At 74.8% G+C, this 26557-nt stretch carries 28 protein-coding genes; 15 read left to right on the plus strand and 13 right to left on the minus strand.

The window, feature by feature from the left end:
• Nucleotides 1-296 (plus strand): superoxide dismutase (locus GJV82_RS16555; protein WP_196217287.1); only part of this gene is annotated, 296 nt, incomplete at its 5' end.
• A gap of 494 nt (nucleotides 297-790) precedes the next feature.
• Here the strand turns inward: GJV82_RS16555 and GJV82_RS16560 are convergent.
• From GJV82_RS16560 to ctaC, 3 genes are read right to left on the minus strand one after another with little or no spacing between them, the layout of a single operon-like run.
• On the minus strand, nucleotides 791-1189 hold the full coding sequence (locus GJV82_RS16560; RefSeq protein WP_024841781.1) for a cytochrome c oxidase subunit 4: 399 nt from the start codon (nucleotides 1187-1189) through the stop codon (nucleotides 791-793).
• The gene (gene ctaD / locus GJV82_RS16565; protein ID WP_024841780.1) at nucleotides 1186-3003 is read right to left on the minus strand and encodes an aa3-type cytochrome oxidase subunit I; all 1818 of its coding nucleotides are present in this window, start codon (nucleotides 3001-3003) and stop codon (nucleotides 1186-1188) included. Before ctaD ends, GJV82_RS16560 begins: the two co-directional genes overlap by 4 nt.
• A complete protein-coding gene (gene ctaC / locus GJV82_RS16570; protein ID WP_446661271.1) occupies nucleotides 3003-3848 on the minus strand; it encodes an aa3-type cytochrome oxidase subunit II in 846 nt (281 codons plus the stop codon). Before ctaC ends, ctaD begins: the two co-directional genes overlap by 1 nt.
• A gap of 475 nt (nucleotides 3849-4323) precedes the next feature.
• Between ctaC and GJV82_RS16575 the strand changes: the two genes are divergently transcribed.
• Together GJV82_RS16575 and GJV82_RS16580 are read left to right on the plus strand one after the other, a co-directional pair.
• Nucleotides 4324-5469, plus strand: coding sequence for a cysteine desulfurase family protein (locus tag GJV82_RS16575; protein WP_318657748.1), 1146 nt, complete (start codon nucleotides 4324-4326; stop codon nucleotides 5467-5469).
• Nucleotides 5466-5747, plus strand: coding sequence for a sulfurtransferase TusA family protein (locus GJV82_RS16580; protein ID WP_024841777.1), 282 nt, complete (start codon nucleotides 5466-5468; stop codon nucleotides 5745-5747). Before GJV82_RS16575 ends, GJV82_RS16580 begins: the two co-directional genes overlap by 4 nt.
• 83 nt (nucleotides 5748-5830) lie before the next feature.
• On the opposite strand, the gene erpA is transcribed toward GJV82_RS16580, so the two are convergent.
• Nucleotides 5831-6181 (minus strand): iron-sulfur cluster insertion protein ErpA, encoded by a 351-nt coding sequence (gene erpA / locus GJV82_RS16585; protein WP_024841776.1) that lies wholly within the window; start codon nucleotides 6179-6181, stop codon nucleotides 5831-5833.
• A 201-nt stretch (nucleotides 6182-6382) separates the two neighbouring features.
• On the opposite strand from erpA, the gene GJV82_RS16590 reads away from it, so the two are divergent.
• Nucleotides 6383-6799, plus strand: coding sequence for a VOC family protein (locus tag GJV82_RS16590; protein WP_318657750.1), 417 nt, complete (start codon nucleotides 6383-6385; stop codon nucleotides 6797-6799).
• Between the two features lie 4 nt (nucleotides 6800-6803).
• Here GJV82_RS16590 and GJV82_RS16595 read toward each other — a convergent pair whose 3' ends face one another.
• On the minus strand, nucleotides 6804-8021 hold the full coding sequence (locus GJV82_RS16595) for a glycerate kinase (protein WP_155099982.1): 1218 nt from the start codon (nucleotides 8019-8021) through the stop codon (nucleotides 6804-6806).
• Between the two features lie 138 nt (nucleotides 8022-8159).
• Here GJV82_RS16595 and nadA point away from each other — a divergent pair, with 138 nt between their 5' ends.
• From nadA to GJV82_RS16615, 4 genes are all read left to right on the plus strand, one after another.
• Complete coding sequence (gene nadA / locus GJV82_RS16600) at nucleotides 8160-9368, plus strand: quinolinate synthase NadA (protein WP_318657753.1); 1209 nt, start codon at nucleotides 8160-8162, stop codon at nucleotides 9366-9368.
• 66 nt (nucleotides 9369-9434) lie between these two features.
• Nucleotides 9435-10034, plus strand: coding sequence for a DJ-1/PfpI family protein (locus GJV82_RS16605; RefSeq protein WP_155099983.1), 600 nt, complete (start codon nucleotides 9435-9437; stop codon nucleotides 10032-10034).
• 71 nt (nucleotides 10035-10105) lie between these two features.
• Nucleotides 10106-10636 carry an acyl-CoA thioesterase gene (locus tag GJV82_RS16610; protein WP_318657751.1) on the plus strand — a complete coding sequence of 177 codons (531 nt, stop codon included), beginning with the start codon at nucleotides 10106-10108 and terminating at the stop codon, nucleotides 10634-10636.
• A gap of 112 nt (nucleotides 10637-10748) precedes the next feature.
• A complete protein-coding gene (locus GJV82_RS16615; RefSeq protein WP_155099984.1) occupies nucleotides 10749-11549 on the plus strand; it encodes a VOC family protein in 801 nt (266 codons plus the stop codon).
• 29 nt (nucleotides 11550-11578) lie between these two features.
• Here GJV82_RS16615 and GJV82_RS16620 read toward each other — a convergent pair whose 3' ends face one another.
• The gene (locus tag GJV82_RS16620) at nucleotides 11579-12976 is read right to left on the minus strand and encodes a dipeptidase (protein WP_318657752.1); all 1398 of its coding nucleotides are present in this window, start codon (nucleotides 12974-12976) and stop codon (nucleotides 11579-11581) included.
• A gap of 145 nt (nucleotides 12977-13121) precedes the next feature.
• Between GJV82_RS16620 and GJV82_RS16625 the strand changes: the two genes are divergently transcribed.
• Complete coding sequence (locus GJV82_RS16625) at nucleotides 13122-13715, plus strand: DUF3043 domain-containing protein (RefSeq protein WP_024841768.1); 594 nt, start codon at nucleotides 13122-13124, stop codon at nucleotides 13713-13715.
• A gap of 49 nt (nucleotides 13716-13764) precedes the next feature.
• Complete coding sequence (locus tag GJV82_RS16630; protein ID WP_024841767.1) at nucleotides 13765-14778, plus strand: aldo/keto reductase family protein; 1014 nt, start codon at nucleotides 13765-13767, stop codon at nucleotides 14776-14778.
• 58 nt (nucleotides 14779-14836) lie between these two features.
• Here GJV82_RS16630 and yczE read toward each other — a convergent pair whose 3' ends face one another.
• On the minus strand, nucleotides 14837-15553 hold the full coding sequence (yczE, locus tag GJV82_RS16635) for a membrane protein YczE (protein WP_225873435.1): 717 nt from the start codon (nucleotides 15551-15553) through the stop codon (nucleotides 14837-14839).
• A 53-nt stretch (nucleotides 15554-15606) separates the two neighbouring features.
• On the opposite strand from yczE, the gene yczR reads away from it, so the two are divergent.
• Complete coding sequence (yczR, locus tag GJV82_RS16640; RefSeq protein WP_155099986.1) at nucleotides 15607-17118, plus strand: MocR-like transcription factor YczR; 1512 nt, start codon at nucleotides 15607-15609, stop codon at nucleotides 17116-17118.
• 6 nt (nucleotides 17119-17124) lie between these two features.
• Here yczR and GJV82_RS16645 read toward each other — a convergent pair whose 3' ends face one another.
• Genes GJV82_RS16645 through GJV82_RS16660 form a run of 4 tightly spaced genes read right to left on the minus strand, consistent with a single transcriptional unit; the run spans nucleotide 17125 to nucleotide 19343 of the window.
• Nucleotides 17125-17334 carry a hypothetical protein gene (locus GJV82_RS16645; RefSeq protein ID WP_034605180.1) on the minus strand — a complete coding sequence of 70 codons (210 nt, stop codon included), beginning with the start codon at nucleotides 17332-17334 and terminating at the stop codon, nucleotides 17125-17127.
• Nucleotides 17331-18443 (minus strand): quinone-dependent dihydroorotate dehydrogenase, encoded by a 1113-nt coding sequence (locus GJV82_RS16650; protein WP_024841765.1) that lies wholly within the window; start codon nucleotides 18441-18443, stop codon nucleotides 17331-17333. Before GJV82_RS16650 ends, GJV82_RS16645 begins: the two co-directional genes overlap by 4 nt.
• The gene (locus GJV82_RS16655; RefSeq protein WP_155099987.1) at nucleotides 18440-18970 is read right to left on the minus strand and encodes a hypothetical protein; all 531 of its coding nucleotides are present in this window, start codon (nucleotides 18968-18970) and stop codon (nucleotides 18440-18442) included. Before GJV82_RS16655 ends, GJV82_RS16650 begins: the two co-directional genes overlap by 4 nt.
• A 16-nt stretch (nucleotides 18971-18986) precedes the next feature.
• Nucleotides 18987-19343, minus strand: coding sequence for a hypothetical protein (locus GJV82_RS16660; RefSeq protein ID WP_024841763.1), 357 nt, complete (start codon nucleotides 19341-19343; stop codon nucleotides 18987-18989).
• Between the two features lie 99 nt (nucleotides 19344-19442).
• Between GJV82_RS16660 and GJV82_RS16665 the strand changes: the two genes are divergently transcribed.
• The gene (locus GJV82_RS16665) at nucleotides 19443-20948 is read left to right on the plus strand and encodes a leucyl aminopeptidase (protein WP_162289375.1); all 1506 of its coding nucleotides are present in this window, start codon (nucleotides 19443-19445) and stop codon (nucleotides 20946-20948) included.
• 85 nt (nucleotides 20949-21033) lie between these two features.
• Here the strand turns inward: GJV82_RS16665 and GJV82_RS16670 are convergent, their stop codons facing one another.
• A complete protein-coding gene (locus GJV82_RS16670; protein WP_034605179.1) occupies nucleotides 21034-21387 on the minus strand; it encodes a hypothetical protein in 354 nt (117 codons plus the stop codon).
• A 216-nt stretch (nucleotides 21388-21603) separates the two neighbouring features.
• Here GJV82_RS16670 and lpdA point away from each other — a divergent pair, with 216 nt between their 5' ends.
• The 3 genes from lpdA (at nucleotide 21604) to GJV82_RS16685 (ending at nucleotide 25858) form a co-directional block, all read left to right on the plus strand.
• The gene (gene lpdA, locus GJV82_RS16675) at nucleotides 21604-22986 is read left to right on the plus strand and encodes a dihydrolipoyl dehydrogenase (protein ID WP_024841760.1); all 1383 of its coding nucleotides are present in this window, start codon (nucleotides 21604-21606) and stop codon (nucleotides 22984-22986) included.
• A gap of 30 nt (nucleotides 22987-23016) precedes the next feature.
• The gene (gene sucB / locus GJV82_RS16680) at nucleotides 23017-24831 is read left to right on the plus strand and encodes a 2-oxoglutarate dehydrogenase, E2 component, dihydrolipoamide succinyltransferase (protein WP_155099988.1); all 1815 of its coding nucleotides are present in this window, start codon (nucleotides 23017-23019) and stop codon (nucleotides 24829-24831) included.
• A gap of 133 nt (nucleotides 24832-24964) precedes the next feature.
• A complete protein-coding gene (locus GJV82_RS16685) occupies nucleotides 24965-25858 on the plus strand; it encodes a TIGR01777 family oxidoreductase (RefSeq protein ID WP_155099989.1) in 894 nt (297 codons plus the stop codon).
• A gap of 39 nt (nucleotides 25859-25897) precedes the next feature.
• Here GJV82_RS16685 and GJV82_RS16690 read toward each other — a convergent pair whose 3' ends face one another.
• The gene (locus GJV82_RS16690) at nucleotides 25898-26437 is read right to left on the minus strand and encodes a hypothetical protein (protein WP_155099990.1); all 540 of its coding nucleotides are present in this window, start codon (nucleotides 26435-26437) and stop codon (nucleotides 25898-25900) included.
• Nucleotides 26438-26557: the final 120 nt, after the last annotated feature.

Below are 26557 nucleotides of genomic sequence, written 5' to 3' on the forward strand. Positions count from 1 at the left end.
AGCAGTTCGCCGCCGTCGCCGCCGGCGTCCAGGGCTCGGGCTGGGCCATCCTCGCCTGGGACTCCATCGGCTCCAGGCTCGTCACCGTCCAGCTCTACGACCAGCAGGGCAACCTCACCCTCGGCCTGACCCCCATCGTCCTGCTCGACGTCTGGGAGCACGCCTACTACCTCGACTACCAGAACGTGCGCGCCGACTACGTCACCGCCTGGTGGAACCTCGTCAACTGGTCCGACGCCGAGGCCCGCCTCCAGCGCGCCAAGACCCAGACCGCCGGGCTCATCGTCCCCGCCTGACACCCCTCACGACCCGGACCCCGGNCCGGGGTCCCGTCGTGACTCGGGTCGGCCTCCGCACGTCTCTGCGGCGCGCTCCAGCCTTCCCGCACGGGGACGAGCGCACGATCGACGGCGCAGCCGTCGCGTCCTGAGAGGCCCGCTCGGGGTGCCCTGGGTGCGAGCCTTCTCCTGGGTCGGCAGCCGGCCCCGGGGTTCCGCGCGGATCCTCCCAGGGGCCGCTCGGCATCGATGCACGGACGCTCCCGTCGACGGGCCACGCCGGGTCGTGCGTCGGCGTCGTGGTGGAGCACAGGACGAGCCGGACCGTCCGGGCACCGTGGCCCTCGGTCCCGAGGCCGTCGACGACGAGGGCACCGTCGACCACGCGGTCCCGGCATCGCCTCCCCCCGTGGGCTGCCCGTGCGGTGCGTGTCCCGTGTGCGGGCGGAACGACGGACGGCCCGGTCCCTCCGAAGAGGAACCGGGCCGTCCGGTCGAGGATTGCCGCGAGGTCAGTGCGCGTGCTGCCCGCGGGAGAACTCGAAGACCCAGCCGACGAGCGAGACCGCGCCGAGGGCGAAGCCCACGTACACGAGCCACCAGCCGACCGCGAGGCCGAGGAAGACGACGGCCGCCGAGCCCGCGATCGCGAGCGGCCACCAGCTCCACGGGGCGTAGACGCCCTGGTCGCCGGCGCCCTGCTCGATGAGGCCGTCCGGGTCGTCCTCGGGGCGGGCGTCGATGCGCCGCGACGTGAGCATGAGGTACGCGCCGATCATCGCGACCAGGCCCCCGGTCAGGAGGATCGCGACCGAGCCGACCGGCTCCCAGTGGCTCCAGAAGCCGTAGACGAGACCCGCGGCGATGAAGAACGGCGTGCCGTAGAGGAACAGCTTGTACTCGATCTTCACTTCCCGGTCTCCTCGTCCGTCGTGCGGGGGTCGTCGACGATCGTCGTCGTCGTGGAGTCGCTCGCGGTCTCCGAGCCGCTCAGGCGGTCGAGCGCGACGCCCTTCTCACCGCGGCGGTCGGCCTCGCCGTAGACCTTCTCGAGGACGTTCGGGCTCGGCTCCGCGTGGTCCATCGCCGCGACCTCGGGGTGGTGCAGGTCGAACGCCGGCGACTCGGAGCGGATGCGGGGCAGCGAGGTGAAGTTGTGGCGCGGGGGCGGGCTCGACGTGGCCCACTCGAGGGAGCGGCCGTAGCCCCACGGGTCGTCGACCTCGACCTTGGGCGCGTTGCGCCAGGTCGTGTAGACGTTCCACAGGAACGGCAGGGTCGACGCGGCGAGGATGAACGCCCCGACCGTCGAGACCTGGTTCTCCCACGTGAAGCCGTCCGAGGGCGCGTAGTCCGCGTAGCGGCGGGGCATGCCCTCGACACCCAGCCAGTGCTGGATGAGGAACGTGGTGTGGAAGCCGATGAACAGCAGCCAGAAGTGCAGCTTGCCGAGGCGCTCGTTGAGCATGCGCCCGGTGAACTTGGGCCACCAGAAGTAGAAGCCCGCGAACATCGCGAACACGACGGTGCCGAACACGACGTAGTGGAAGTGCGCGACCACGAAGTACGAGTCGGACAGGTGGAAGTCGAGCGCCGGGCTGGACAGGATGACGCCCGTGAGACCACCGAAGAGGAAGGTCACGAGGAACCCGATGGACCACAGCATCGGCGTCTCGAACGTCAGCTTCCCTCGCCAGAGGGTGCCGATCCAGTTGAAGAACTTCACGCCGGTCGGGACCGCGATGAGCATCGTCATGAAGGCGAAGAACGGCAGCAGGACCGCACCGGTCACGTACATGTGGTGGGCCCACACGGTGACGGACAGCGCCGCGATCGCGATCGTCGCGTAGACGAGGCCCTTGTAGCCGAAGATCGGCTTGCGGGCGAAGACCGGGAAGATCTCCGACACGATGCCGAAGAACGGCAGCGCGATGATGTAGACCTCAGGGTGCCCGAAGAACCAGAACAGGTGCTGCCACAGGATCGCTCCCCCGTTCTCGGGGTTGAAGATCTGGGCACCGAACCGCCGGTCGGCGCCGAGCGCGAAGAGCGCGGCGGCCAGGGGCGGGAACGCCATGAGCACGAGGAGGCTCGTGATGAGCGTGTTCCACGTGAAGATCGGCATGCGGAACATCGTCATGCCGGGGGCGCGCATCGTGATGATCGTCGTGATGAAGTTGACGGCACCGAGGATCGTGCCGAAACCGGCGAGCGCGAGGCCGAACACCCACAGGTCTCCCCCGAGACCCGGACTGAACGTCGTGTTCGACAACGGCGCGTACGCGAACCACCCGAACGACGCGGCGCCCTGGGGGGTGAAGAAGCCCGCCGAGGCGATGAGCCCGCCGAAGAGGTAGAGCCAGTACGCGAACATGTTGAGTCGCGGGAAGGCGACGTCCGGCGCACCGATCTGCAGCGGCATCACGAAGTTGGCGAAGCCCGCGAACAGCGGCGTCGCGAACAGCAGCAGCATGATCGTGCCGTGCATCGTGAAGAGCTGGTTGTACTGCTCCTTGCTCTGCACGATCTGGATGCCGGGCTCGAAGAGCTCGGCACGGATCACGAGGGCCATGAGGCCGCCGATGCAGAAGAAGATGAACGAGGAGATCAGGTACAGGTACCCGATCGTCTTGTGGTCGGTGGACGTGACCCACTTGATCACGGTCCGCCCGAGGGTCTGACGCCGGGGGGCGAGACCGGGGATGACTTCGGCCTGCGCGACCATCAGTGCTCACCCTCCGTGCTAGCGGTGACGGGGTTCGGGTCCTGGAGGCGGCTGAAGCCCTCCACCGGGATCTGGCCTTCCTGGCCCTTCTCGCGGAGCGCCTCCATCTGCGCGTCGTACTCGGCGCGGTCGACGACCTCCACGTTGAACAGCATCCCGGAGTGGTGCTCGCCGCAGAGCTCGGCGCACTTGCCGGCGTAGACGCCCTCGCGCTCCGTCGTGACGACGAACTCGTTGGTGCGGTGCGGGATCATGTCCTGCTTGTAGAGGAACGCGGGGATCCAGAACGAGTGGATGACGTCGCGCGACTGCAGCTCGAAGCGGACGGTCTCGCCGACCGGCAGGTAGAGCGTGGGCAGCGCGGCCGCCGTGCCGGGGGCGCCGTCGATCGTGGCGTCCTCGGTCATCGTGTCGCCGACGTTCGCGAGGTGCTGGCCGGACTCGTAGACGTCGTCGTCCACGTAGTTGAAGTCCCAGCTCCACTGCTTGCCGATGACCTGGATGGTGAGGTCGGCCTCGCGGTCCGTGTCCTGGATCGCGCTCATGTCGCGGTCCGTGTAGTAGAAGAGCACGAGGACCATGACGATCGGCACGGCCGTGTACATGATCTCGAGCGGCAGGTGGTACCGCGTCTGGACCGGGAGCCGGTGGTCGTCCTTGCGCTTGCGGTAGGCGGCGACGCACCACAGCATGAGGCCCCACGTGATGATGCCGACGATGAGCGCGGCGATCCACGAGCCGGTCCACAGCGACGTGATCCGGGCGGTCTGGTTGGTCACCTCCCCGTCCTCGTAACCGGGCAGGAACCCGCGCTGGACCGTGTCGCTGGCGCAGCCGGACGCCACCGCAGCGACGGCGACGGCGAGGGCCGTCGCCCGCAGGATGGTGCGCCGTGTGCGGCTAGGGGGTTGCGAGTGCAAGGGGGGCCTTTCACGTCACGTCCTGCCCGTGCCCGTCTTTACGAGCCCAGCACAGGACCTTCGTCCTCGACACACGAAGCCTAGCGCGGGATTCCGCCCTTCGTGGCCCCGGACGCGCTCCGGACGGGCGAGATGCGGCACACGTCGTGGCCGGTCAGGACCGGTTGGGCACACCCGCGGCGCGTCTGTCAGATCCTTGCCACACGGACGGGTGGTGCGGCGAGGCGGTACCGTGCCCGATGAGCGCCCGCGCGCACGGCGGTCGCGTTCCGCGGACGGCGCGAGCGCAACGATCCGGCGGCCCGGCGCGGCCGGGACCACCGGCGGGCCGCGGGGCACGACACCCCGGCCGACCTCGGGCGCGACACCCCGCGCGCCGCGCACCCGCCCTGGAGGCCATGTGACACACACCACCCCCGATCGCCGGGTCCGGCTCGACAACGGCGGGCGCGCCCCGTGGCACCCGCTCGCACGCGAGGCGTTCGACCGCGCCCTCGACGACGGCTGGGCCGACCCGCGCCGCCTCCACGCCGAGGGCCGCCGCGCCGCCGCGCTGCTCGACGGCGCGCGCGAGGCCGTCGCGGGGGCGCTCGGCGCGCGGACGGAGGAGGTCGTCTTCACCGCGAACCACACGACGTCCCTGCACACGGGCGTCGCGGCCCTCGCCGCGGGCCGCTCGCGCGTCGGGAGCACCGTCGTCGTGAGCGCCGTCGAGCGCGCGGCGCTCCTCCACGCCGCGCACCACGGCGGTCTCGAACGCGACGTCGTCGGCGTGGACCGGGCGGGACGGGTCGACCCCGCCCGGATGGCCGACGCCGTCGCGCGCCCGGGCGTGGCGCTCGCCGCGCTGCAGCACGCCAACGGCGAGGTGGGGACGCGTCAGCCCGTCGAGGCGGTCCACGAGGCCGCGCGCGCAGCGGGGGTGCCGCTGCTCGTGGACGCGGGGGCGAGCGTCGGCCACGACGCCCTGCCGACCGCGTGGGACGCGCTCGCGGCCGACCCCGCGGACTGGGGCGGCGGCCCGGGCGTCGGGGTCCTCGCGATCCGGTCGCGTGTGCGCCGCCGGAGCCCGTTCCCGGAGGACCCCGACCCGCTGGCCCCGGGCGGGGTGTCCGTGCCCGCGGCCTTCGCCGCCGCCGTCGCGCTGCAGGCCGTGCTCGCCGACCGCGAGGCCGAGGACGCGCGCCGCCGTGCGCTCGTCGACCGGGTCCGCGCACGCGTCGCCGCGATCCCGGACGTCGAGGTCGTCGGCGACCCGGTCGACCGCCTCCCGCACGTCGTGACGTTCTCGTTCCTCTACGTGGACGGCGAGGCGCTGCTCACGGACCTCGACCGCGAGGGCGTCGCCGTCGGCTCCGGCTCGGCCTGCACGTCGAGCTCGCTCGAGCCGTCGCACGTCCTCGCCGCGATGGGCGTGCTCACGCACGGCAACGTCCGCGTCGCGCTCGACCGCTCCACGAGCGAGGCGGACGTCGACCGCCTCCTGGCGGTGCTGCCGGGCGCCGTCGAGCGCGTGCGGGCGACGCTCGGGGTGCAGGGCCTGTGACGGGCGCGGACCGCCCGCCCGCCGCGGAGGGCCGCGAGCACGGCGACGTCGTCGACGCCCGGGGCCTGCGGTGCCCGCTCCCCGTGATCCGGCTCGCGGCGGCCGCGCGCGACCGCGCCGCGGGCACGCGGCTCACCGTGTGGTCGACGGACCCCGCCGCGCGCCTCGACGTCCCCGCCTGGGCGCGGATGCGCGGGCACGCGGTCGTCGCGGAGGAGCCGCTCCCCCGCTCGGGCGACGCGGACGCCTGGGCGATCACCGTCGAGCTCGGCGGCTGAGACGGCACGAGCCCGGCCACCCGCAGGACGGGTCGCCGGGCTCGTGGTGTCCGGGTCGGCGTGCGCGCGGCACGCCGGGCGCGTCAGCTGAAGGAGCCGCCGCACGCGCAGGCGCTGCCCGCGTTCGGGTTGTCGATGGTGAAGCCCTGCTTCTCGATCGTGTCGGCGAAGTCGATCGTCGCGCCCTCGAGGTAGGGGACGCTCATCTTGTCGACCACGACCTCGACGCCGTCGTAGTCGCGCAGCGCGTCGCCGTCGAGCACGCGCTCGTCGAAGTAGAGCTGGTAGATCAGGCCGGAACAGCCGCCGGGCTGCACCGCGACACGCAGGCGCAGGTCGTCGCGGCCCTCCTGCTCGAGGAGGGTGCGGACCTTCTCCGCGGCCTCGTCGGTCAGGTTGACGCCGTGCGTGGCAATCTCGGTGGTCTCGCTCATCTCGTCTCCGCGCTGTCGGGGGCACTGGTGCCCCGGTGGTGGCCGGCTTCTCGGACCTCTCGAGAGAGATCTCGTCAGGTCCTCAACACCACACGTGCCGGTCGTGTTCCCGAGTCTACGACCACCGGGCGGCGTACGGTCGAACGGGCCCCCGCACGGGGGGCGCGACCGAGGACGACCGGAGGCCCCGTGGACCCGTCCGTGCACTTCATCACCGTCGCGGCGCGCGACCTCGACGCCGCCCGGCGCTTCTACGGCGCGCTCGGGTGGGAGCCGCGCCTCGACGTGCCGGGAGAGATCGTGTTCTACCGCTCGGCGGCCGGGCAGCTCCTGGGCTTCTTCGACGCGGAGAGCTTCGCGCGCGACGCCGGCACACCCGGCGCGGCGCCCGTGACGACGGGCCTGACGCTGTCCCACAACGTCGGGTCCCGCGAGGCGGTCGTCGCGCTCGTGGCGGCGATGGTCGCCGCGGGCGGGACGGTCCGCAAGGAGCCGCAGGAGGGCGAGTTCGGCGGGGTGTTCCACGCGCACGTCGCGGACCCCAACGGGCTCGTGTGGGAGGTCGCGCACAACCCCGCGTGGGCCGTCCGCGCGGACGGCGAGGTCGACCTGGGCTGACGGGTCAGCCGCGCGACCACGTGCGGGCGACGCGCTCCACGAGCGCGCGCGGGTCGCCGTCGTCCCACGCGTACGCGCCGCTCAGTCCCGCGGCGGCCTGCTCGCGGCGCCCGGCCACGACGCTCCGCGCGACCACGACGACCGGCAGCGCGTGGTGGCCCGCGCGCGCCGCGACCTCGCGGACCGTCCCGTCGCCGAGCTCGTGCGCCCCGAGCTCGTCCGCGAGCACGACGACGGCGTCCGCACCCGCGAGGCGCGCGTCGAGGCCGAGATCGTCGGCCAGGACGCGCAGCGCCGGCACGAGCCGGCCGCCGAGCGCGGCGACGGCGTGCCCGAGGCCTCCGCCGCTCCCCGCGCCCGGGAGGCCCGCGAGCCGTCGGCCCGTGGTCGCCGTCGCGAGGAGGTCCCGCCCCACGAGCGCGCCGCCCCCGCCCGTGCCGTCGGACGCGAGGCGGTCGACGGCCGCCGCGACGTCGTGCGCGACCGCCCCGAGCTCTCGTTCGAGGTGCTGCGCGACGGCCGCGTCGACCCCGCGGCCGTCGAGGGTCGCGCTCGCGCCGTGCAGGCCGAGCAGCGGGACGTCGGACGCGACCGCCGCGACGAGGTCGGTGCCGCCGAGCGCGGCACGGGCCGCGCGCAGGACCTCCTCGACGGCGGCGTCCCCCGCCACGCGCCCGACCTCCGCGCCGGCGAGCGCGCGCAGCGCCCCGAGCCCCGCGTCGTGGCTCGTGCTGCTGCCCGTCGCGAGCACGACGCGGCCGGGCGCTCCTGCGGCGTCGCGCGCGGCGTCGACCGCGAGCGCCAGCAGGTGCCCGACGGCGGTCGAGGAGCGGGCGGGGACGGTCGGGTCGGGTGAGCCGGGGCCGAGCGTCCCGGCGTCGCCGGCGGCGGGCACCTGGGACGCGTCGACGTAGACGGTCGGTCGCGTCGGGGCACCGCCCGCGTCCGCGGTCCGGCGGCGCAGCGCGACCGGCACCTCGGACCCGGCGGGCCCGGGGACGACGCCGGCGAGCACCTCGGGCGCGACGGGCGCGAGCGCGTCGAGGAACCCGGGGCCCTGCGCCGCGAGCGCCACGACGTCGAGGTCGGCGTGCGGTGCCCACCACGACGCGACGTCGGCGAGCGTGGGGACGCCCTGTCCTGCGGCGGGGGTGGCGACGCCGTGCGGCCACGCCCCGTCCGGCAGGGGCGGGGCGGCGGACCCGGTGAGCAGCACGCGCATGCCCGGATTGTGCCAGCCCGGGGGCACGGCGCCGGCACGGTCGCCGTGGCGCCGTGGGCGTGCGGGACGTCACGGCCCGTCGGGTCGGCCCTGTGCGACGATGGTGCCGTGAGCACTGGTAGCACCCTGCTGTCGTCCGTGACCGGACCGAACACTGCGCGCCGGGGCGGGTTCGTCGAGCCCAGTCCTTCTGCCCTGCTGCTCCTCGGCCAGGGCCGCGACCTCGCGTCCGAACGCGGGGTCGAGTGCGTGGGCGAGCTGCCCGCGCCGAGCGACCCGGACCTCGTCGAGCGGGCCCGTGCGGCACGCGCGGCGCTGGGCGACCGGGCGTTCGTCCTGGGTCACCACTACCAGCGCGACGAGGTCATCGACTTCGCCGACGTGACGGGTGACTCGTTCAAGCTCGCGCGCGAGGCCGCGGCGCGGCCCGAGGCGGAGTTCATCCTCTTCTGCGGCGTGCACTTCATGGCCGAGAGCGCGGACATCCTCACGTCCGACGCCCAGCAGGTCGTGCTGCCGGACCTCGCGGCCGGCTGCTCGATGGCGGACATGGCCGCGATCGACCAGGTCGAGGACGCGTGGGACGTGCTCGAGGAGGCCGGGATCGCCGACTCGACGATCCCCGTGACGTACATGAACTCCTCCGCCGCGATCAAGGCGTTCACGGGCCGTCACGGCGGCACGGTGTGCACGTCGTCGAACGCGGAGGTCGCGCTGCGCTGGGCGTTCGACCAGGTGGGCGGCGTCGAGGGCACGGGCAAGGTCCTGTTCCTCCCGGACCAGCACCTGGGTCGCAACACCGCCGTGCTCAAGCTCGCGATGTCGCTCGACGACTGCGTCGTGTTCGACCCGCGCAAGCCGAACGGCGGCCTCACGGACGCCGAGCTGCGCGGCGCGCGCATGATCCTGTGGCGCGGGCACTGCTCGGTGCACGGGCGGTTCTCGGCGAAGAACGTCGAGGACGTGCGCGCCGCGGTCCCGGACGTCAACGTGCTGGTGCACCCGGAGTGCAAGCACGAGGTCGTGACGGCCGCGGACTTCGTCGGGTCGACCGAGTACATCATCACGATGCTCGACGCGGCCGAGCCGGGGTCGTCGTGGGCGATCGGCACCGAGCTCAACCTCGTGCGCCGCGTCGCGCGCGAGCACCCGGACAAGCAGGTGCACTACCTCGACTCGACGGTGTGCTTCTGCTCGACGATGAACCGGATCGACCTGCCGCACCTCGTGTGGGCGATGGAGTCGCTCGTCGCGGGCCGCGTGGTCAACCGGATCGTCGTGGACGCGGACGACGCGCACTGGGCACGCGTCGCGCTCGACCAGATGCTCGCCCTGCCGGGCATCTAGCCAGGGTCCGCCGGCGCGCCCGCGGGCCGCGCCGGCGGGTGACGTCCGGGCCACGCGGAGGTGGGCATGAGCACCGGGAACGGCATGAACATCGGGATCCTCGTCTTCGACGAGGCGGAGGAGCTCGACGTCGCGGGGCCGTTCGAGGTGCTGACCGCGTGGGCCGAGCACTCGGCGCTCAAGCCGCACGTGTCGACGTTCTCGTGGGACGGCGGGGGCGTGCGCCTCGCGAAGGGCCTGCGACTCCTGCCGGACCGCTCGGCGGACGACGTCGGCCCCCTCCACCTGCTCGTCCACCCCGGGGGCTGGGGCACGCGCTCGCTCCTCGCGGACCGCGTCCATCTCGAGTGGCTGCGCGCGATGCGCGCGCAGACCCCGGTGATCGCGAGCGTGTGCACGGGGTCGCTCGTGCTCGCGGCGGCGGGGCTGCTGTCGGGCCGCCCGGCGACGACGCACTGGGCGCACTACGACGAGCTCGCGGAGATCGACCCGAGCGTCGTTCTCGACACCGAGGCGCGGTTCGTGGACGACGGCGACGTCGTCACGTCGGCGGGCGTGTCCGCGGGGATCGACATGGCGCTGCACCTCGTCGCGCGCCTGGAGGGCGACGACGTCGCGCGCGCCGTGCGGCGCGGGATCCAGTACGACCCGGACCCGCCCGTCTGACGCCGTCGGACGCCGCGCTCGGCACGCCCGGACTACCTGATACCGCAGGTGCCGGGTAGTAGCCTGCCCGGGTGACCCGCCAGATCCAGCTCCTCGTCGCCAGCACGATGCCACGCAAGCCCGTGCCGGGGCGCGGCGTCCTCGACCCGTCGATCACCCGGATGCGCGTGCGCCCCGGAGACCTCGACTTCTACCTGCACGTCAACAACGGCGTGTACCTGCAGATGATGGACGTCGCGCGCAGCAACTTCATCGCCGACCTCGGCGGCTTCCCCCTGCTCAAGGAGAAGGGCTGGTACCCCGTCGTCGCGGCGTCGACGATGAAGTACCGCCGGTCGCTGCAGCTCTGGGACCGCTTCGAGATCACCACGCGCGTGCTCGGGTGGGACGAGCGCGTGGTGTACCTCGAGCAGGTGTTCTCCCGCCGCGGCGACCTGTGCGCGCGCGGCCTCGTCGCCGGGCGGTTCCTCGCGCGCGGGTCCGGCGACCGGATCGCCGCGCCCGACGTCGTGGGCCTGCTCGGCGGCGACGTCACCTCGCCCGAGCTCCCGGACGACGTCGCCCGGTGGTCCCGCGCCGTCGACGTCGCGCACCGGGCCTGACGCGCCGGGGTCGCCGGGCCGCCGCGCACCGGGGCCGACCCGCGTCCTCGACCCGCGCCGGGCGGTCACCCACCCCCTGGGCACCGCGCGCGACGGGTGCTTCGATGGACGGATGCCCGCCGACCGCGCACCAGCCCCCGACGGCCCCGACCCCTTCGACGCGACGATGGTCCCGGCGCTGCCGTGCCAGGACGTCGACGAGCTGCGCGACTTCTGGACCGCGCTCGGCTTCGAGGTGACCTACCGCCAGCTCCGGCCGAACCCGTACGTCGCGCTGCGCCGCGGCGGCGTGGACCTGCACTACTTCGGGCTCGACGCGCTCGCGCCGCAGGACAACTTCAGCACGTGCATCGTGGTCGTGGAGGACACGGCCCCGGTGTTCGAGGCGTTCGCCGCGGGCCTGCGCGCCCGCTACGGTCGGCTGCCGCTCACCGGCTTCCCGCGCATCACGCGCCCGCGGCGGCGGGCCAACGCGGGCGGCACGACGGGCTTCAGCCTCGTGGACCCCGCCGGGAACTGGGTGCGCGTGATGCGCCGCTCCCCTGCGGCGCCCGTCTCCGGCACGGACGGCGACTCCTCGGCCTCCGCGTACGGGACCCGGCCGGAGGGCCGCCTCGCCCGCGCGCTCGACGACGCCGTCGTCCAGGCCGACTCGCACGGCGAGACCGCGCAGGCGCGCAAGATCCTCAGGGGCGCGCTACGGCGGGCGGGGGACGACGCGGACGCGGCCGACCGGGTGCGCGCGCTCGCCTACCTCGCCGAGCTCGCCGTCCGCGGCGGTGACCCCGACGCGGCCCGCGCGCACCTCGACGAGCTCGACGCCCTGACGGGCGCGCTGGACGTCGGGGTGCGCGACGCCGTCGGGCCGGTGCTCGCCGAGGCGGCGGACCTGCGGGCGGCGCTCCCCGGCTGACCGGGACGCGCCGCCCGCGGGCGACCGCGTCAGGCGACAGCGCCGCCCAGCCGCGCGAGCAGGAGCGCCTCGGCGAGCACGACCTTCTCGAGCTCGCCGAGGTGGACCGACTCGTTCGCGCCGTGGGCCCGCGAGTCGGGGTCCTCGACGCCCGTGACGAGGATCGCGGCGTCGGGGAACACCTCGAGCAGGTCGGCGATGAACGGGATCGACCCACCCACGCCGATGTCGACGGGCTCCGTGCCCCACGACGTCGCGAACGCCCACCGCGCGGCCCGCATCGCCTCGGAGTCGCCCGGCGCGAGGAACGGCTTGCCCTGCTCCCCGTCGCGCACGGTCACGCGCGCGCCGAGCGGCGCGTGGGACTCGAGGTGCGCGCGCAGCGCCGCCATGGCCGCGGCCGGGTCCTGCCCGGGCGCGAGGCGCACCGAGAGCTTCGCGGTGGCGCGCGGCGTGAGCGTGTTCGACGCGTGCGCGACGCTCGGGGCGTCGAGGCCGATGACGGCGATCGCCGGCTTGGCCCACAGCCGCCCGGCGATGCTCCCCTCGCCCGCGAGCGCTGCGCCGTCGAGGAGCGACGAGTCGGCCCGGAAGTCCGCCTCGGCGTAGTCGACCGTCGGCTCCGCGGCCGTCACGAGGCCGTCGACGGCCACGTTGCCCACGTCGTCGTGGAGGGTCGCGACGAGGCGTGCGAGCAGCGTCACCGCGTCGAGGACCGGGCCGCCGAACATGCCCGAGTGCACCGCGTGGTCGAGCACCGCGACCTCGACCTCGCAGTCCACGAGCCCGCGCAGCGACGTCGTGAGCGCGGGCACGCCGATCTTCCAGTTCGAGGAGTCGGCGACGACGATGACGTCCGCCGCGAGCAGGTCCCGGTGCTGCGTGAGGAACGGCAGGAACGTCGGCGAGCCGACCTCCTCCTCGCCCTCGACGAAGACCGTCACGCCCACCGGGAGGTCGCCGAGCTCGGTCAGGGCGCGCAGCGCGCCGAGGTGCGCGACGACGCCCGCCTTGTCGTCGGCCGCGCCGCGCCCGTAGAGGCGACCGTCGCGCTCGGTCGGCTCGAACGGGTCGGTGTCCCACGCGGCGGCGTCGCCCGGGGGCTGCACGTCGTGGTGGGCGTACAGCAGGACGGTCGGGGCCCCGGCGGGTGCGGGACGGCGCGCGACGACGGCGGGCGCGCCCTCGGCGCCGTCCTCGGTGCGGGCCCGCAGGATCTGCACCTCGGGCATGCCCGCGTCGCGCAGGAGCGCGGCCACGGCGTCCGCGCTCGCGGCGACGTGCGCCTGGTCGAACGCGGCGTTCGAGACGCTCGGCACGCGCACGAGCGACTCGAGGTCGGCGCGCAGCGCGGGGAACAGGCGCGCGACGGTCTCGCGGAGCGTGGTCGCGAGCGCGGGGTCGGTGGGTTCTGGTGAGTTCGTCACGACCAGCACCGTACGACACCGGGGACCGCCGGGCCCGCGCGTCGGGTCCGTAACCGCCCGCCCGGCGGCGCGTCCGGCCGTGGCACGCGTCCGGCGCCCGCGGACGGCACGCGAGGCACTCCCGCGGCTCGACTACGCTGGTGGGGTGTTCTCCCGCAACAAGCCCGCCGCGACGCCCGCCGCCCCCGACCCCGTCGAGCAGGCGGCCGAGATCGAGCGCGCCGGCAAGGGTCGGCCGACGCCCAAGCGCAAGGTCGCCGAGGCCGCGAACAAGCGACCCCTCGTGCCGGACGACCGCCGCGCCGCCGCGAAGGCCGCGCGGGAGAAGCAGCGCGAGATGCGCGACCGCCAGTACCAGGCCATGCAGACGGGCGACGAGCGCTACCTGCCCCCACGCGACAAGGGCCCGGTCAAGCGCTACGTGCGCGAGTACGTCGACGCGCGCTGGAACCTCGGCGAGTTCTTCCTCCCGGTCGCGCTCGTGTTCATCGTCTTCTCGTTCGTCACGGCGCAGAACCAGGACCTCGCGTTCCTGACCGTGATGACGCTCTACGTCATCGTGCTCCTCACGGTGATCGACGGCTTCATCATGTGGCGGCGCCTGCGCAAGCGCCTGCTCGCGAAGTTCGGCGAGATCCCCAAGGGCACGGTCATGTACGCCGTGATGCGCGCGTTCCAGCTCCGCCGCGCACGCCTGCCGAAGCCGACGCACAAGAAGCACGGCGTCTACCCGGAGTGACCGCCGTGTAGGTTCGTGGGGCAACGACCGGGGGGCTAGGTTGGGGCGCATGCCCACCTACCGCTACCTCGGCAACTCCGGTCTCAAGATCTCCGAGATCACCTACGGCAACTGGCTCACCCACGGCTCCCAGGTCGAGAACGACGTCGCGACGGCGTGCGTGCACGCCGCGCTGGACGCCGGCATCTCGACCTTCGACACGGCCGACGTCTACGCGAACACGAAGGCCGAGCAGGTGCTCGGCGACGCGCTCAAGGGGCAGCGCCGCGAGTCGCTCGAGATCTTCACCAAGGTCTACTGGCCGACGGGCCCCGGCGGCCCCAACGACACCGGCCTGTCCCGCAAGCACGTCATGGAGTCCATCAACGGCTCGCTGAAGCGCCTCGGCACCGACTACGTCGACCTCTACCAGGCGCACCGGTACGACACGGAGACGCCGCTCGAGGAGACGATGCAGGCGTTCGCCGACATCGTCCGCCAGGGCAAGGCCCTGTACATCGGCGTGTCCGAGTGGACGGCCGACCAGATCCGCGCGGGACACGCGCTCGCGAAGGACCTCGGGTTCCAGCTCATCTCGTCCCAGCCGCAGTACTCGATGCTGTGGCGCGTCATCGAGGACGAGGTCGTGCCGACGTCGCGCGAGCTCGGGCTGTCCCAGATCGTCTGGTCGCCCATGGCGCAGGGCGTGCTGTCCGGCAAGTACGTCCCCGGCCGCCCGCTGCCCCAGGGGTCGCGCGCGACCGACGACAAGGGCGGCGCACGGATGATCCAGCGCTTCATGACCGACGACGTGCTCACGCGCGTGCAGAACCTCAAGCCCGTCGCGGACGAGCTCGGGCTCACCATGCCCCAGCTCGCGGTCGCGTGGGTCCTGCAGAACGACAACGTCGCGGCGGCGCTCGTCGGGGCCTCGCGCCCCGAGCAGGTCGCGGAGAACGTCAAGGCGTCGGGCGTGACGATCCCTGCCGAGCTCATGGCCCGCATCGACGAGATCCTCGGCGGCGTGGTCGAGCGCGACCCGGGCAAGACGGCGGAGGACGCCCCGCAGGGCCGCGTCGCCTGACGCGGGACCTCATCCGCGACGACGGCTCCGGCGGTGCGCCGGGGCCGTCGTCGTCTCCTCACCGGCCGGGTGCGGGCATGCCTCCCTCGCCCGGCCGGGGGCCTGCGGCCGCAGCCACCGGCGCGTCCGGCGGTGCGGCGTCCGCGGCGCTCGCGCGGGCGCGCGGCGCGGCGACGAGCCCGCGCGGGGCGAACCAGCGCGCGGTGAGCTGGACGACCGGCCCGACGCCGAGCGCGTAGGCGACCGTGGCCCACCCGAGGGTTCCCCCGAGCGCCCAGCCCACCGCCACGACGACGACCTCGATCAGCGTGCGCACGAGCCGCACCGACCACCCGGTACGGGCCACGAGCCCCGTCATGAGGCCGTCGCGCGGACCGGGCCCGAGGCGCACGCCGAGGTACGCGGCCGTCGCGACGCCGTTGAGCACGACCCCGCCGAGCGCGAGCGCGACGCTCGCCGCGACGCCCGGGTCCGGTACGGCGCGCTCGACGAGCGCGATCGCGGGGTCGATCGTCAGGGTGATGACCACGACGTTCGCGACGGTCCCGACGCCGAGGCGCTGGCGCAGCGGGATCCACGCGAGGAGCGCGAGCACGCTGAGCGCGCCGACGACGACCCCGAACGGCAGGCCGGTGCGGCGCACGACGCCCTGGTGCAGGACGTCCCACGGCATGCCGCCCTGGCCCGCGTGGAGCAGCATCGCCATCGACAGCGCGTACGCGAGGAGGCCGAGGAGGAGCTGGGTCACGCGGCGGGCGGGAGTCACGCGTGCCATCCTCGCGACCAAGTGGCATCGACATCCATAGCCAATCGCGAGAGAGTGGCCTCATGAGCCTCGCCCCCTCCGGGACGGTCGACGTCCACCGGCACCTCTCCCCCGCCGCGGCGTCCCGGCTGCTCGGCCGCTGGCACGCCGGCGGTCCCGCGTACGTCGCGCTCGCCGACGCCCTGCGCGCCGCCGTGCTCGCCGGCACGCTCGCACCGCACACGCGCCTGCCGTCCGAGCGTGACCTCGCGGCCGCGCTCGGTGTCTCGCGCACGACGACGGCCGCGGCCTACGGGCGCCTGCGCGAGCTCGGCTTCGCCCGGTCGCGCACCGGCTCGGGCACCGTCGTCGTGCTCCCCCGCCCCTCCCGACCCCGGGCGGCGCACCGGGCCCCCGGCGGCGACGCGCCTCCCGCGCCCGCGCCGCACGCCGCACCGATCGACCTCGCGGACCTCTCCCAGGCGACCTCCGCCGCCCCCAGCGGCCTGCACGCCGCGTACTCGCGCGCGCTCGAGCGCCTCCCCGAGCACCTCGCCGGCGGCGGGTACGAGCCGTACGGCGTCGCGGCCCTGCGCGAGGCGCTCGCCGACCACCACACGCGGCGCGGCACACCCACGACGCCCGACGAGATCCTCGTGACGACGGGCGCGCAGCACGCCATCACGACGCTCGCGACGACGCTCCTCGGGGCGGGCGACCGCGCCGTCGTGCAGTCCCCGACGTACTACCACGCCATGGAGGCGCTGCGGCGCGCCGGGGCACGGCTCGTGCCCGTGCCCGTCGGCCGCCGCGACCGCGACGCGCGCACGGGCCGCGACCAGGACGCCCCGGGATTCGACGTCGACCTCTACGGCTCGACGCTCCGCCAGGTCTCGCCGCGCCTCGTCTACCTCGTCCCGGACTTCCACAACCCCACGGCGTACACGCTCTCGGCCGCGGAGCGGGCCGGCGTGCGCGACGCCGCGCAGCGCCACCGCGTGACCGTCGTCGGCGACGAGACCCTCACGGACCTCGACCTCGACGGCGACCCGGACGCCGCCGGGCCCGTCGCCGAGCCGCTCGCGGGCGACGGCACCTCGCCGTACGTCGTCACGGTCGGCTCGGCGTCCAAGTCGTTCTGGGGAGGGCTGCGCGTCGGCTGGGTCCGCGCCCACCCCGACCTCGTCGCGCGCCTCGCCCGCACGAGGCAGTCGGCGGACATCGCGACCGCCGTCCTCGAGCAGCTCACCGTCGTCGAGCTGCTCGACGACGCGCCGTCCGTGCTCGCGGAGCGGCGCCGGATGCTGCGGGCGCAGCGCGACCTGCTGTGCGGGCTGCTCGGTGCCGCGCTGCCCGACTGGCGCGTCCACGTGCCGGAGGGCGGGCTGTCGCTGTGGGTCGACGTCGGCGCCCCCGTCGCGCAGGCGTTCGCCGCGGCGGCGGCCGCCGAGGGCGTCCTCGTCAACGCCGGGCCGACGTTCACGCCCGACGGGAGCGCGGCCGACCGGCTGCGCCTGACGTTCTCGCGGCCGCCCGACGAGCTCGAGCACGCGGTGCCACGGCTCGTCGCGGCGTGGGCGCGCGTGACGGGCTGACGGGCGTCAGGGGACGCGCAGCTCCACCGTCGCGGTCGCCTGGGTGCCGTCGTGCAGGAGTCGCGCGGCCGCCGCGCCCTCGGCGGCGAGCGACCGCCACGTCTCGCCGAGCCACTGCTCGGCGTCGTACTGCGTGGTGAAGACCGGGCTCACGGGCGTCGCGAGCGCGCGGCCCTCGGCGTCGTCGAGCTCCCAGACCCACTGCGGCCGGATCATCGTGCCTCCCTCGCCTCGGCGCCCCGCACGTGCTCGCCCGGCTCGGGGTGACGCACGAGCGAGCGGTTGATGCGCGCGGCCCAGAACGGCCCCTGGTAGAGGAAGCCGGTGTACCCCTGGACGAGGTCGGCCCCCGCGTGCAGGTAGTCGCGGGCGTCGTGCGCGGTCGTGACGCCCCCGACGCCGATGATCGCCCGGTCCGCGCCGAGGCGCTCGCGCAGGCGCGCCACGACGGAGAGCCCCCGGGCACGGACGGGCGGGCCGGACAGCCCGCCCGGCCCCCGGTCGTGACCGATCGTCGTGTTCACCGCGACGACCCCGTCGAGGTCGAGCTCGTCGACAAGGTCGGCGACGGCGTCGACGTCCTCGTCGGCGAGGTCGGGCGCGATCTTGACGAGCAGCGGGACGCGCACGACGCCCGCACGCGCGGTCGCGGCGTCCGCCGCCTCGCGCACGGCGACGAGGATCGGGCGCAGGGACTCGACCTCCTGGAGGTCGCGCAGGCCGGGCGTGTTGGGCGAGGAGACGTTGACCACGAGGTAGTCGGCGTACGGCGCGAGGAGTCCCGCGCTCGTCGCGTAGTCCGCGGCCGCCTCCTCCGCGGGCGTGACCTTCGTCTTGCCGATGTTCGCGCCCACCAGCACCGCGCGGCCCGACCGGGTCGACCGCAGCGCCGCGAGCCGGCGCGCCGCCGCCTGCGCGCCCTCGTTGTTGAAGCCCATGCGGTTGCGCACGCCGCTCACGTCGAGCTCGCGCCACAGGCGCGGCTTCTCGTTGCCGGGCTGCGCGTGCGCGGTGACCGTCCCGATCTCGACGAACGCGAACCCGAGGGCCGTGAGCCCGCGCACGGCGCGCGCGTCCTTGTCGAAGCCGCCCGCGAGCCCGAACGGCGCGGGGAAGACCTTGCCGAGCACCTCGACGCTGCCGCGACCGCCCGCCCGGCGGCCCAGGTAGGGCGCGAGCGCGCCCTGCACGACGTCGCGCAGCACGGGCACGCGGCCGAGGGCGCCGATGAGGTCGAACGCGACGTGGTGCGCGCGCTCGGGGTCCATCCGCCGGAAGACGGCGTCGAAGAGCAGGCCGTAGAGGAACGGGCGGCTGCGAGTCATGCGGCGTCCTCCGGGGCGTCGGCGGGGCGGGTCGTGACGGGGGTGCCCGCGCCGGGGCGCGGCCGGGTGCGCCAGAGCCACCAGACGCCCACGAACGGCAGCATGAGCGGGACGTAGCCGTAGCCCTGGCCGAACCCGGACCACACGGTCGCGCGCGGGAACGCCTCCGGGTCGGCGAGCGAGAACGCCCCGACGGTGAGGACGCCGACGAGCTCGACGCCCACCGCGGCCCATGCGACCGCGCGCCCGACGCGGCCGTCCCGCGCGAGCGCGACCGTCGCGACGACGTACACCACGGCCGCGAGACCGGACAGCGCGTACGCGAGCGGCGCCTCGTCCCAGTCGCGCAGGATCTGCACCGCGGCGCGCGCCGTGGCGGCGAGCGCGAAGACGCCGTACACCGCGACGAGGAACCGGCCGAAGCCGGCGTTGGTGCGGCGCGTCCGGCCCGGCCCGCCGGACGGTCCGCCGCCCGGCGCGGGTGACGCGGACGGACCGGTGCCGTCCGGGGCGGCGGGTGCGCTCATGGCGAGGACCTCCAGGTCAGGCGTTCCAGATCTGCCACATGCGCACCTCGAGGAACGCGACCGTGAGCGCCGCGACGACGAGCACGACCGAGCTCCAGCGCGAGCGCTCGGCGAACGCCCACAGCGCGGCGACGGGCAGGATGACGAGCGTGGTCACGAGGTAGCCCCACAGGAGCACCGGGTCGCTCGGGGCGGTGCCGGTCGCGCCGAGGACGCCCAGCACGACGGCCTGCACGAGGACCAGCGCCTCGATCACGGCGGCGCCCCACAGCTGGCGCAGGATCACCGCACGGTCGCGGACGACGAACACGAGCGCCCAGCCCGCGAGCACGGCGCACGCCGCGACCACGAGCAGCACGAGGGGAAGGACCACGCGCCGAGCGTACCGGGGGCGGACGGCCGCCGAGGAATCGGTCCACCCGTCCCGACCCCTCGGGCGAGGGGCCGTGCGCGCAGGGATAGCATCGCGGGTGTGGCTGAACTGACCGTCTCCAGCAAGAGTCCCGCCGGTGCCAAGGTCGACGCTCTCGTCGTCGGCACCCACACGACGTCCGACGGCGTCGCGATCGTCGGGGGCGACCTGCCCCGACCGGTGGTCGCGGCCCTCGAGGACGTCGCCCCCGCGCTCGGCGTCACGGGCGCCGCCGACGAGGTGCGCAAGGTCCCCGCCGGTCCCGACCTCAAGGCCGGCGTGCTCGTCCTCGTGGGTCTCGGCGCCCGCCGCGCGGACGGCACCTTCAGCACCGAGGCGCTGCGCCGTGCCGCCGGGGCGGCCCTGCGCGCGCTCGCGGGGACGACGTCGGTCGCCGTCGCGCTCCCGGTCGACGACGAGGCCGAGCTCGGCGCGGTCGCCGAGGGCGCGCTGCTCGGCGCCTACGCGTTCTCCCGCTACCGCACGGGAGAGGCCGCGGCGTCCGACGCGAGCCGCCCGCCCGCGACCGTCGAGATCCTCGCGGCCGGCGCGCGAAGCTCCGCGGCCAAGGCGGCCGTCGAGCGCGCGAAGGTCGTCGCCGAGGCCGTCAACGCGACGCGCGACCTCGTCAACGCCGCGCCGAACGACCTCTACCCCGCCGCGTTCGCCGACGTCGCCAAGCAGGCCGTCAAGGACGCGGGCGCCAAGGGCCTCAAGGTCACGGTGCTCGACGACAAGGCGCTCGTCGCGGGCGGCTACGGCGGGCTCGTCGGCGTGGGCCAGGGCTCCGCGCGCGGGCCGCGGCTCGTCAAGGTGGCCTACGCGCCGTCGCGCCCGGCCGCGAAGGTCGCGCTCGTCGGCAAGGGCATCACGTTCGACTCGGGCGGCATCTCCATCAAGCCCGCCAAGGGCATGGAGGCGATGAAGTCCGACATGGCCGGCGCCGCCGCGGTGCTCCAGACGGTCGTGGCCGCCGCACGCCTCGGCCTGCCGGTCGCGGTCACGGGGTGGCTCTGCCTCGCCGAGAACATGCCGTCGGGCAGCGCGCAGCGCCCGTCCGACGTCATCACGATCCGCGGCGGCAAGACCGTCGAGGTGCTCAACACCGACGCCGAGGGCCGCCTCGTGATGGCCGACGGCCTCGTCGCCGCGGTCGAGGAGAAGCCCGACGTCGTGCTCGACGTCGCGACGCTCACCGGCGCCCAGATGATCGCGCTCGGCAACCGCGTCTCCGCGGTCATGGGCGCCGACGACGTGCGCGCGGAGGTCGTCGCGGCGGCCGAGGCCGCGGGCGAGCAGTTCTGGCCGATGCCGCTGCCCGAGGAGCTCGGCGCGTCGCTGAAGTCGAAGGTCGCGGACCTCGCCAACATCGGGGACCGGTTCGGCGGGATGCTCGTCGCCGGCCTGTTCCTCCAGGAGTTCGTCGGCGAGACGCCCTGGGCGCACCTGGACATCGCGGGCCCCGCGTTCAACGAGGGCTCGGCCCACGGGTACACCCCGGTCGGCGGGACGGGCGTCGCCGTGCGCACGCTCCTCGGACTCGTCGAGGGCCGCGCGCAGCGCTGACCCCGCGGCGAGCGGGTGGTCCTGGTGCGTCCGGTCGCCCGGACGGACCGGGACCGCCTGCTCGGCCCCGTCGAGGTGGCGGTGCTCAGCGCCGGCGCTGGCGCGAGTTCCAGTCCCGCATCCGCTGCGGGTAGCCCGTGAAGCGCACGTTGTAGACCGGCACGCCGAGCGAGCCGGCGACGTCGAACGCCGTCCGCTCGTCCGGGACGCGCCGGCGCGTCCACTCGCCCGTCGTCGCGATGAGCAGGAGCGTCGCGCCCGTGTCCGGCGTCGGCGGCTCGACGTACGCCTCGACCCCGACGCGCGTGCGCACGAAGTCCTGGAGGTGGGCGAGCGTCGCGCGGCGCGCGTCGGACGACGCGGGCGCGACGCCCGTCGCGGTCGAGGTCGTCGCGGGGCGTCGGGAGAACAGGCTGGACAGCCTGGGCAGCCGGGGCACAGCGGCAGGGTACAGCGTGACCCTGGTCATACGGTGGGCGTCGCTGTCTCCAGCGTCACAGCCGCGACGCCCGGGTTTCGATTGGGGTGGCCGTGGTCGAGGTGCCAAGATGGCACCCGGAGAACGTTCACGCACCGTGGGTCAGCGGATCCCCGTCCGGCCCGTCGACGTGCCGTGACGTCCGCCCCCGATCTCCCCTCGCTGAAGGAGTCGCACGTGGCCGAACCCGGCACACCATTCGACGTCGTCGTCCTGGGCGGAGGCAGCGCCGGCTACGCCACGGCGCTGCGTGCCGCCCAGCTCGGCCTCGACGTCGCGCTCGTCGAGTCGGGCAAGCTCGGCGGCACCTGCCTGCACAACGGGTGCATCCCTACCAAGGCCCTCCTGCACGCGGCCGAGCTGGCCGACGGCGCCCGCGAGGGCGCGCGGTTCGGCGTCCGCAGCACGTTCGAGGGCATCGACATGGCGGGCGTCAACTCCTACAAGGACGGCGTCGTCGCGGGCCTGTACAAGGGGCTGCAGGGCCTCGTCTCGTCGCGCGGCATCACGTTCGTGCAGGGGCACGGCCGCCTCGTGTCGCAGGACACCGTCGAGGTCGACGGGACCCGCTACACCGGCCGCCACGTCGTGCTCGCCACGGGCTCGTACTCGCGCTCGCTGCCCGGCCTCGAGATCGGCGGCCGCGTCATCACCTCCGACCAGGCGCTGCAGCTCGACCGCGTGCCGAAGTCCGTCGTGGTGCTCGGCGGCGGCGTGATCGGCGTCGAGTTCGCGAGCGTGTGGCGGTCGTTCGGCGCCGACGTCCAGATCGTCGAGGCGCTGCCCCACCTCGTGCCCAACGAGGACGAGGCGCTGTCGAAGGCGCTCGAGAGGGCGTTCCGCAAGCGCGGCATCGCGTTCTCGCTCGGCGACCGGTTCGCCGGCGTCAAGGAGACCGACTCCGGAGTGACCGTCACGCTCGAGTCCGGCACGACGTTCGACGCCGAGCTGCTGCTCGTGGCCGTCGGGCGCGGCCCGCGCACGGCCGACCTCGGGTACGAGGAGCAGGGCATCACGCTCGACCGCGGGTTCGTCGTCGTCGACGAGCGCCTGCACACGGGGGTCGGCAACGTCTGGGCCGCGGGCGACATCGTCCCCGGCCTCCAGCTCGCCCACCGCGGCTTCGCGCAGGGCATCTTCCTCGCGGAGCAGATCGCGGGTCTCGACCCGACGCCGGTCGTGGAGTCGTCGATCCCCCGCGTCACCTACAGCGAGCCCGAGATCGCGTCCGTGGGCGTGACCGAGGCCGCGGCGGCCGAGACGTGGGGCGCCGACCAGGTCGAGACCCTCGAGTACAACCTCGCCGGCAACGGCAAGAGCAAGATCCTCGCGACGAGCGGCTTCGTGAAGCTCGTGCGCCGCAAGGACGGGCCCGTCGTCGGCGTGCACATGGTCGGCGCACGCGTCGGCGAGCTCGTCGGCGAAGGACAGCTCATCGTGGGCTGGGAGGCGTACCCGGAGGACGTCGCCGCCCTGGTCCACGCCCACCCCACCCAGAACGAGGCACTCGGAGAGGCGCACCTGGCACTGGCCGGCAAGCCTCTGCACGCCCACAACTGACCCCAACGATCGAAGGAGACCAGGCAGGTCATGTCTGAGAACGTGCAGATGCCGGCCCTCGGCGAGTCCGTCACCGAAGGCACCGTCACCCGTTGGCTCAAGTCGGTCGGCGACACCGTCGCCGTCGACGAGCCGCTGCTCGAGGTCTCGACCGACAAGGTCGACACCGAGATCCCGTCGCCCGTCGCGGGCGTGCTCGAGCAGATCCTCGTCCAGGAGGACGAGACCGTGGAGGTCGGCGCCGACCTCGCCGTGATCGGCGACGGCTCCGGGGGTGGCGGCTCCGCGCCGGCGCCCGCCGAGGCCGAGGCTCCGGCCCCGCAGGCCGAGCCCGAGCCCGCGCAGCCCGCCGCCCAGGAGGAGCCGGCCGCCGAGCAGCCCGCCCCGGCCGAGCAGCCCGCGCCCTCGGGCGAGTCGTCCGGCGGCGAGGAGATCAAGCTCCCGGCGCTCGGCGAGTCCGTCACCGAGGGCACCGTGACGCGGTGGCTCAAGTCCGTCGGCGACACGGTCGAGGTCGACGAGCCGCTGCTCGAGGTCTCGACCGACAAGGTCGACACCGAGGTCCCGTCGCCCGTCGCGGGCACCGTCCAGCAGATCCTCGTCCAGGAGGACGAGACGGTCGAGGTCGGCACCGTGCTCGCGGTCGTCGGCTCGGGTGCCGCCCCGGCGGCGCCGCCCGCACCGGAGGCCCCGAAGCAGGAGGCGCCGAAGCAGGAGGCGCCCCAGCAGGAGGCGCCCCAGCAGGAGGCCCCGGAGCAGGAGGAGCCGGCCCCGACCGAGGCGCGCACCCCGGCGAGCGAGGCGGCCGTCCCCGCGCAGGCCGCGCAGGAGGAGACCCCCGCGCCGGCCACGAGCGCCCCCGCCGCGGCGCCGTCCGCCCCCGGCGCGACGCCCGCCCCGGCGACGAAGTCCGGCGGCACCTACCTCACGCCGCTCGTGCGCAAGCTCGCCGCGGACAAGGGCGTCGACCTGTCGACCGTCACGGGCACCGGCGTCGGCGGGCGCATCCGCAAGGAGGACGTGCTCGAGGCCGCCCGCAGGGCGGAGGAGGCCAAGGCCGCCCCGGCCGCCGCAGCCCCCGCCGCCGGCGGTGCCCCGAAGAAGGCGACCGTCCCCGCGGTCTCGCCGCTGCGCGGCACGACCGAGAAGACGAGCCGCCTGCGCAAGCTCGTCGCCAGCCGCATGGTCGAGGCGCTGAGCACCCAGGCCCAGCTCACCACGGCCGTCGAGGTGGACGTCACGCGCGTCGCCGCGCTGCGCAACCGTGCCAAGGCCGACTTCAAGGCGCGCGAGGGCGCGAACCTCACGTTCCTGCCGTTCTTCACGCTCGCCGCGGTCGAGGCGCTCAAGGCCTACCCGAAGATCAACGCGACGTTCGCCGAGGACGAGATCACCTACCACGGCCAGGAGAACGTCGGCATCGCGGTCGACACCGAGCGCGGCCTCGTCGTGCCGGTCATCAAGGACGCGGGCGACCTCAACCTCGCCGGCATCGCGCGCAAGATCGCGGACCTCGGTGCGCGCACGCGCGCCAACAAGGTCGGCCCCGACGAGCTCGCGGGCGCGACGTTCACGATCACCAACACGGGCTCGGGCGGCGCGGTCTTCGACACGCCGATCGTCCCGGTCGGCCAGGTCGCGATCCTCGGCACGGGCACGATCACGAAGCGGCCGGTCGTCGTCACGGACGCGGACGGGAACGACACGATCGGCATCCGCTCGACGTGCTTCATCTTCCTGTCCTACGACCACCGCCTGGTCGACGGTGCGGACGCCGCGCGCTTCCTCACCGCGATCAAGAACCGCATCGAGGAGGGCGCGTTCGAGGCCGAGGTCGGTCTCTGACGCCCGTCGCTCCCTGACGCGTCCCGAGAGGCCCCGACCGTCGCGGTCGGGGCCTCTCGTGCGTCCTGCCCGGGCTGCGCGTGGCCGGCGTCCGCGGCTGTCGGCACGGGCCGCGGACCCGTAGCGTGAGCCCATGGACATCGTCGTGGCGGGCTCGCACGGGCTCATCGGCTCCGAGCTGCTCGAACGCCTGCGCGAGGACGGGCACCACGTGCGACGCCTCGTGCGGCGCGCCCCGCAGACCTCGGACGAGCACGAGTGGGACCCGGACGCGGGAGCCCTGGACCCCGCGGCGCTCGACGGGGCGGACGCCGTGGTCAACCTCGCGGGCGCGGGGATCGGCGACCACCGCTGGACCGCCGCGTACAAGCGCACGCTCCTCACCTCCCGGACGCGCACGACGGGACTCCTCGCGCGGACGCTCGCGAGCCTCGACGCGCCGCCACCCGTGTGGGTCCAGGGCTCGGCGATCGGCTACTACGGCGACCGCGGCGCGCAGGTGCTCACGGAGACGTCGGCGTCCGGCGACGGCTTCCTCGCCCGGCTGGTCCGCGAGTGGGAGGCGGCGACGGCGCCCGCGGAGCAGGCCGGCGTGCGCGTCGTCCACGCCCGCACCGGGATCGTCCTGTCCCCCGAGGGCGGCGCGCTCGGACGGCTCCTGCCGCTGCTGCGGCTCGGCGTCGGTGGCCGGCTCGGGCCCGGCACGCAGTACTGGAGCTGGATCACGCTGCGCGACCAGGTCGACGCCCTGCGGCACCTGCTCACGGCACCCGTGCACGGCGCGGTGAATCTCTGCTCCCCCCACCCCGCGACGAACGCCGAGGTGACGCGCGCGCTCGCCCGCGCGCTGCACCGCCCGGCGGTCGTCGCGGTCCCCTCGGTGGCGCTGCGCGTCGTGCTGGGCGAGCTCGCGTCCGACATCCTCGGCTCCCAGCGCGCCCTGCCGACGGTCCTCGAGGCGAGCGGCTTCACGTGGTCCGAGCCACACGTCGCCGACGCCGCACGCTGGGTCGCCGAGGGCCTCTGACACCGTGGGCCGCTCGGGCCCGAGCCCGCTCGTCGCGGCTCAGCGCACCTCGACGACCCGCCACCCGTCGTCGGTCCAGCGCAGCACGAGCACGACCGTGGTGCGCGGGGTCGCGGGGACCTGGATCTCGCCGTCCGGCGTGCGCTGCCGGTGCGCCCCGACCGCGTAGTCGACCTCGACCGTCGCGTCCGCCGGGCCGGCGTCCGCGTCGGCCGCGGGTGGCGACCACGACCCGACGGGACGCGCGTCGAAGACCTCCGCGCGCGCGTCGAGCACGTCGACCCCGGCCAGCTCGGCGAGCAGCGCCTCGTCCTGCTCGTGCGCGGGCGATCCGGCGACGACGATCGACGCGAGGTCCCCGGTCCCGTCCGCGAGCAGGGCCAGCCGGCGCTCCGTGAGCACCCGGGCAGCGCCGAGAGGGTCCGCGGGGTCGCGCGTCGCCCCGTCGTGCGACAGTCCCGCCACGGCGGTGGGCGTCTCCGCGTCCGCGGCGCCCGGGGTCGCGCGCCCCGGGCCGAGGACCGCGAGGACGGCCACGAGGACCGCCGCCCCGACGACGATCGCGACGCTCGTCCCCACGGCCCGCGCGGTCGACGGCCGCGGCGCCGTGGCGCGACGACCGGGGGCCGGCGCCGTGGCGGCCACTCGCCGCCCGGTGCGCATCCGTCGTCCCGGCCTCGCCGGTCTCGCCACCCGCCG

The sequence above is a fragment of the Cellulosimicrobium composti genome (assembly GCF_009711085.1).
GTDB lineage: Bacteria > Actinomycetota > Actinomycetes > Actinomycetales > Cellulomonadaceae > Cellulosimicrobium > Cellulosimicrobium composti.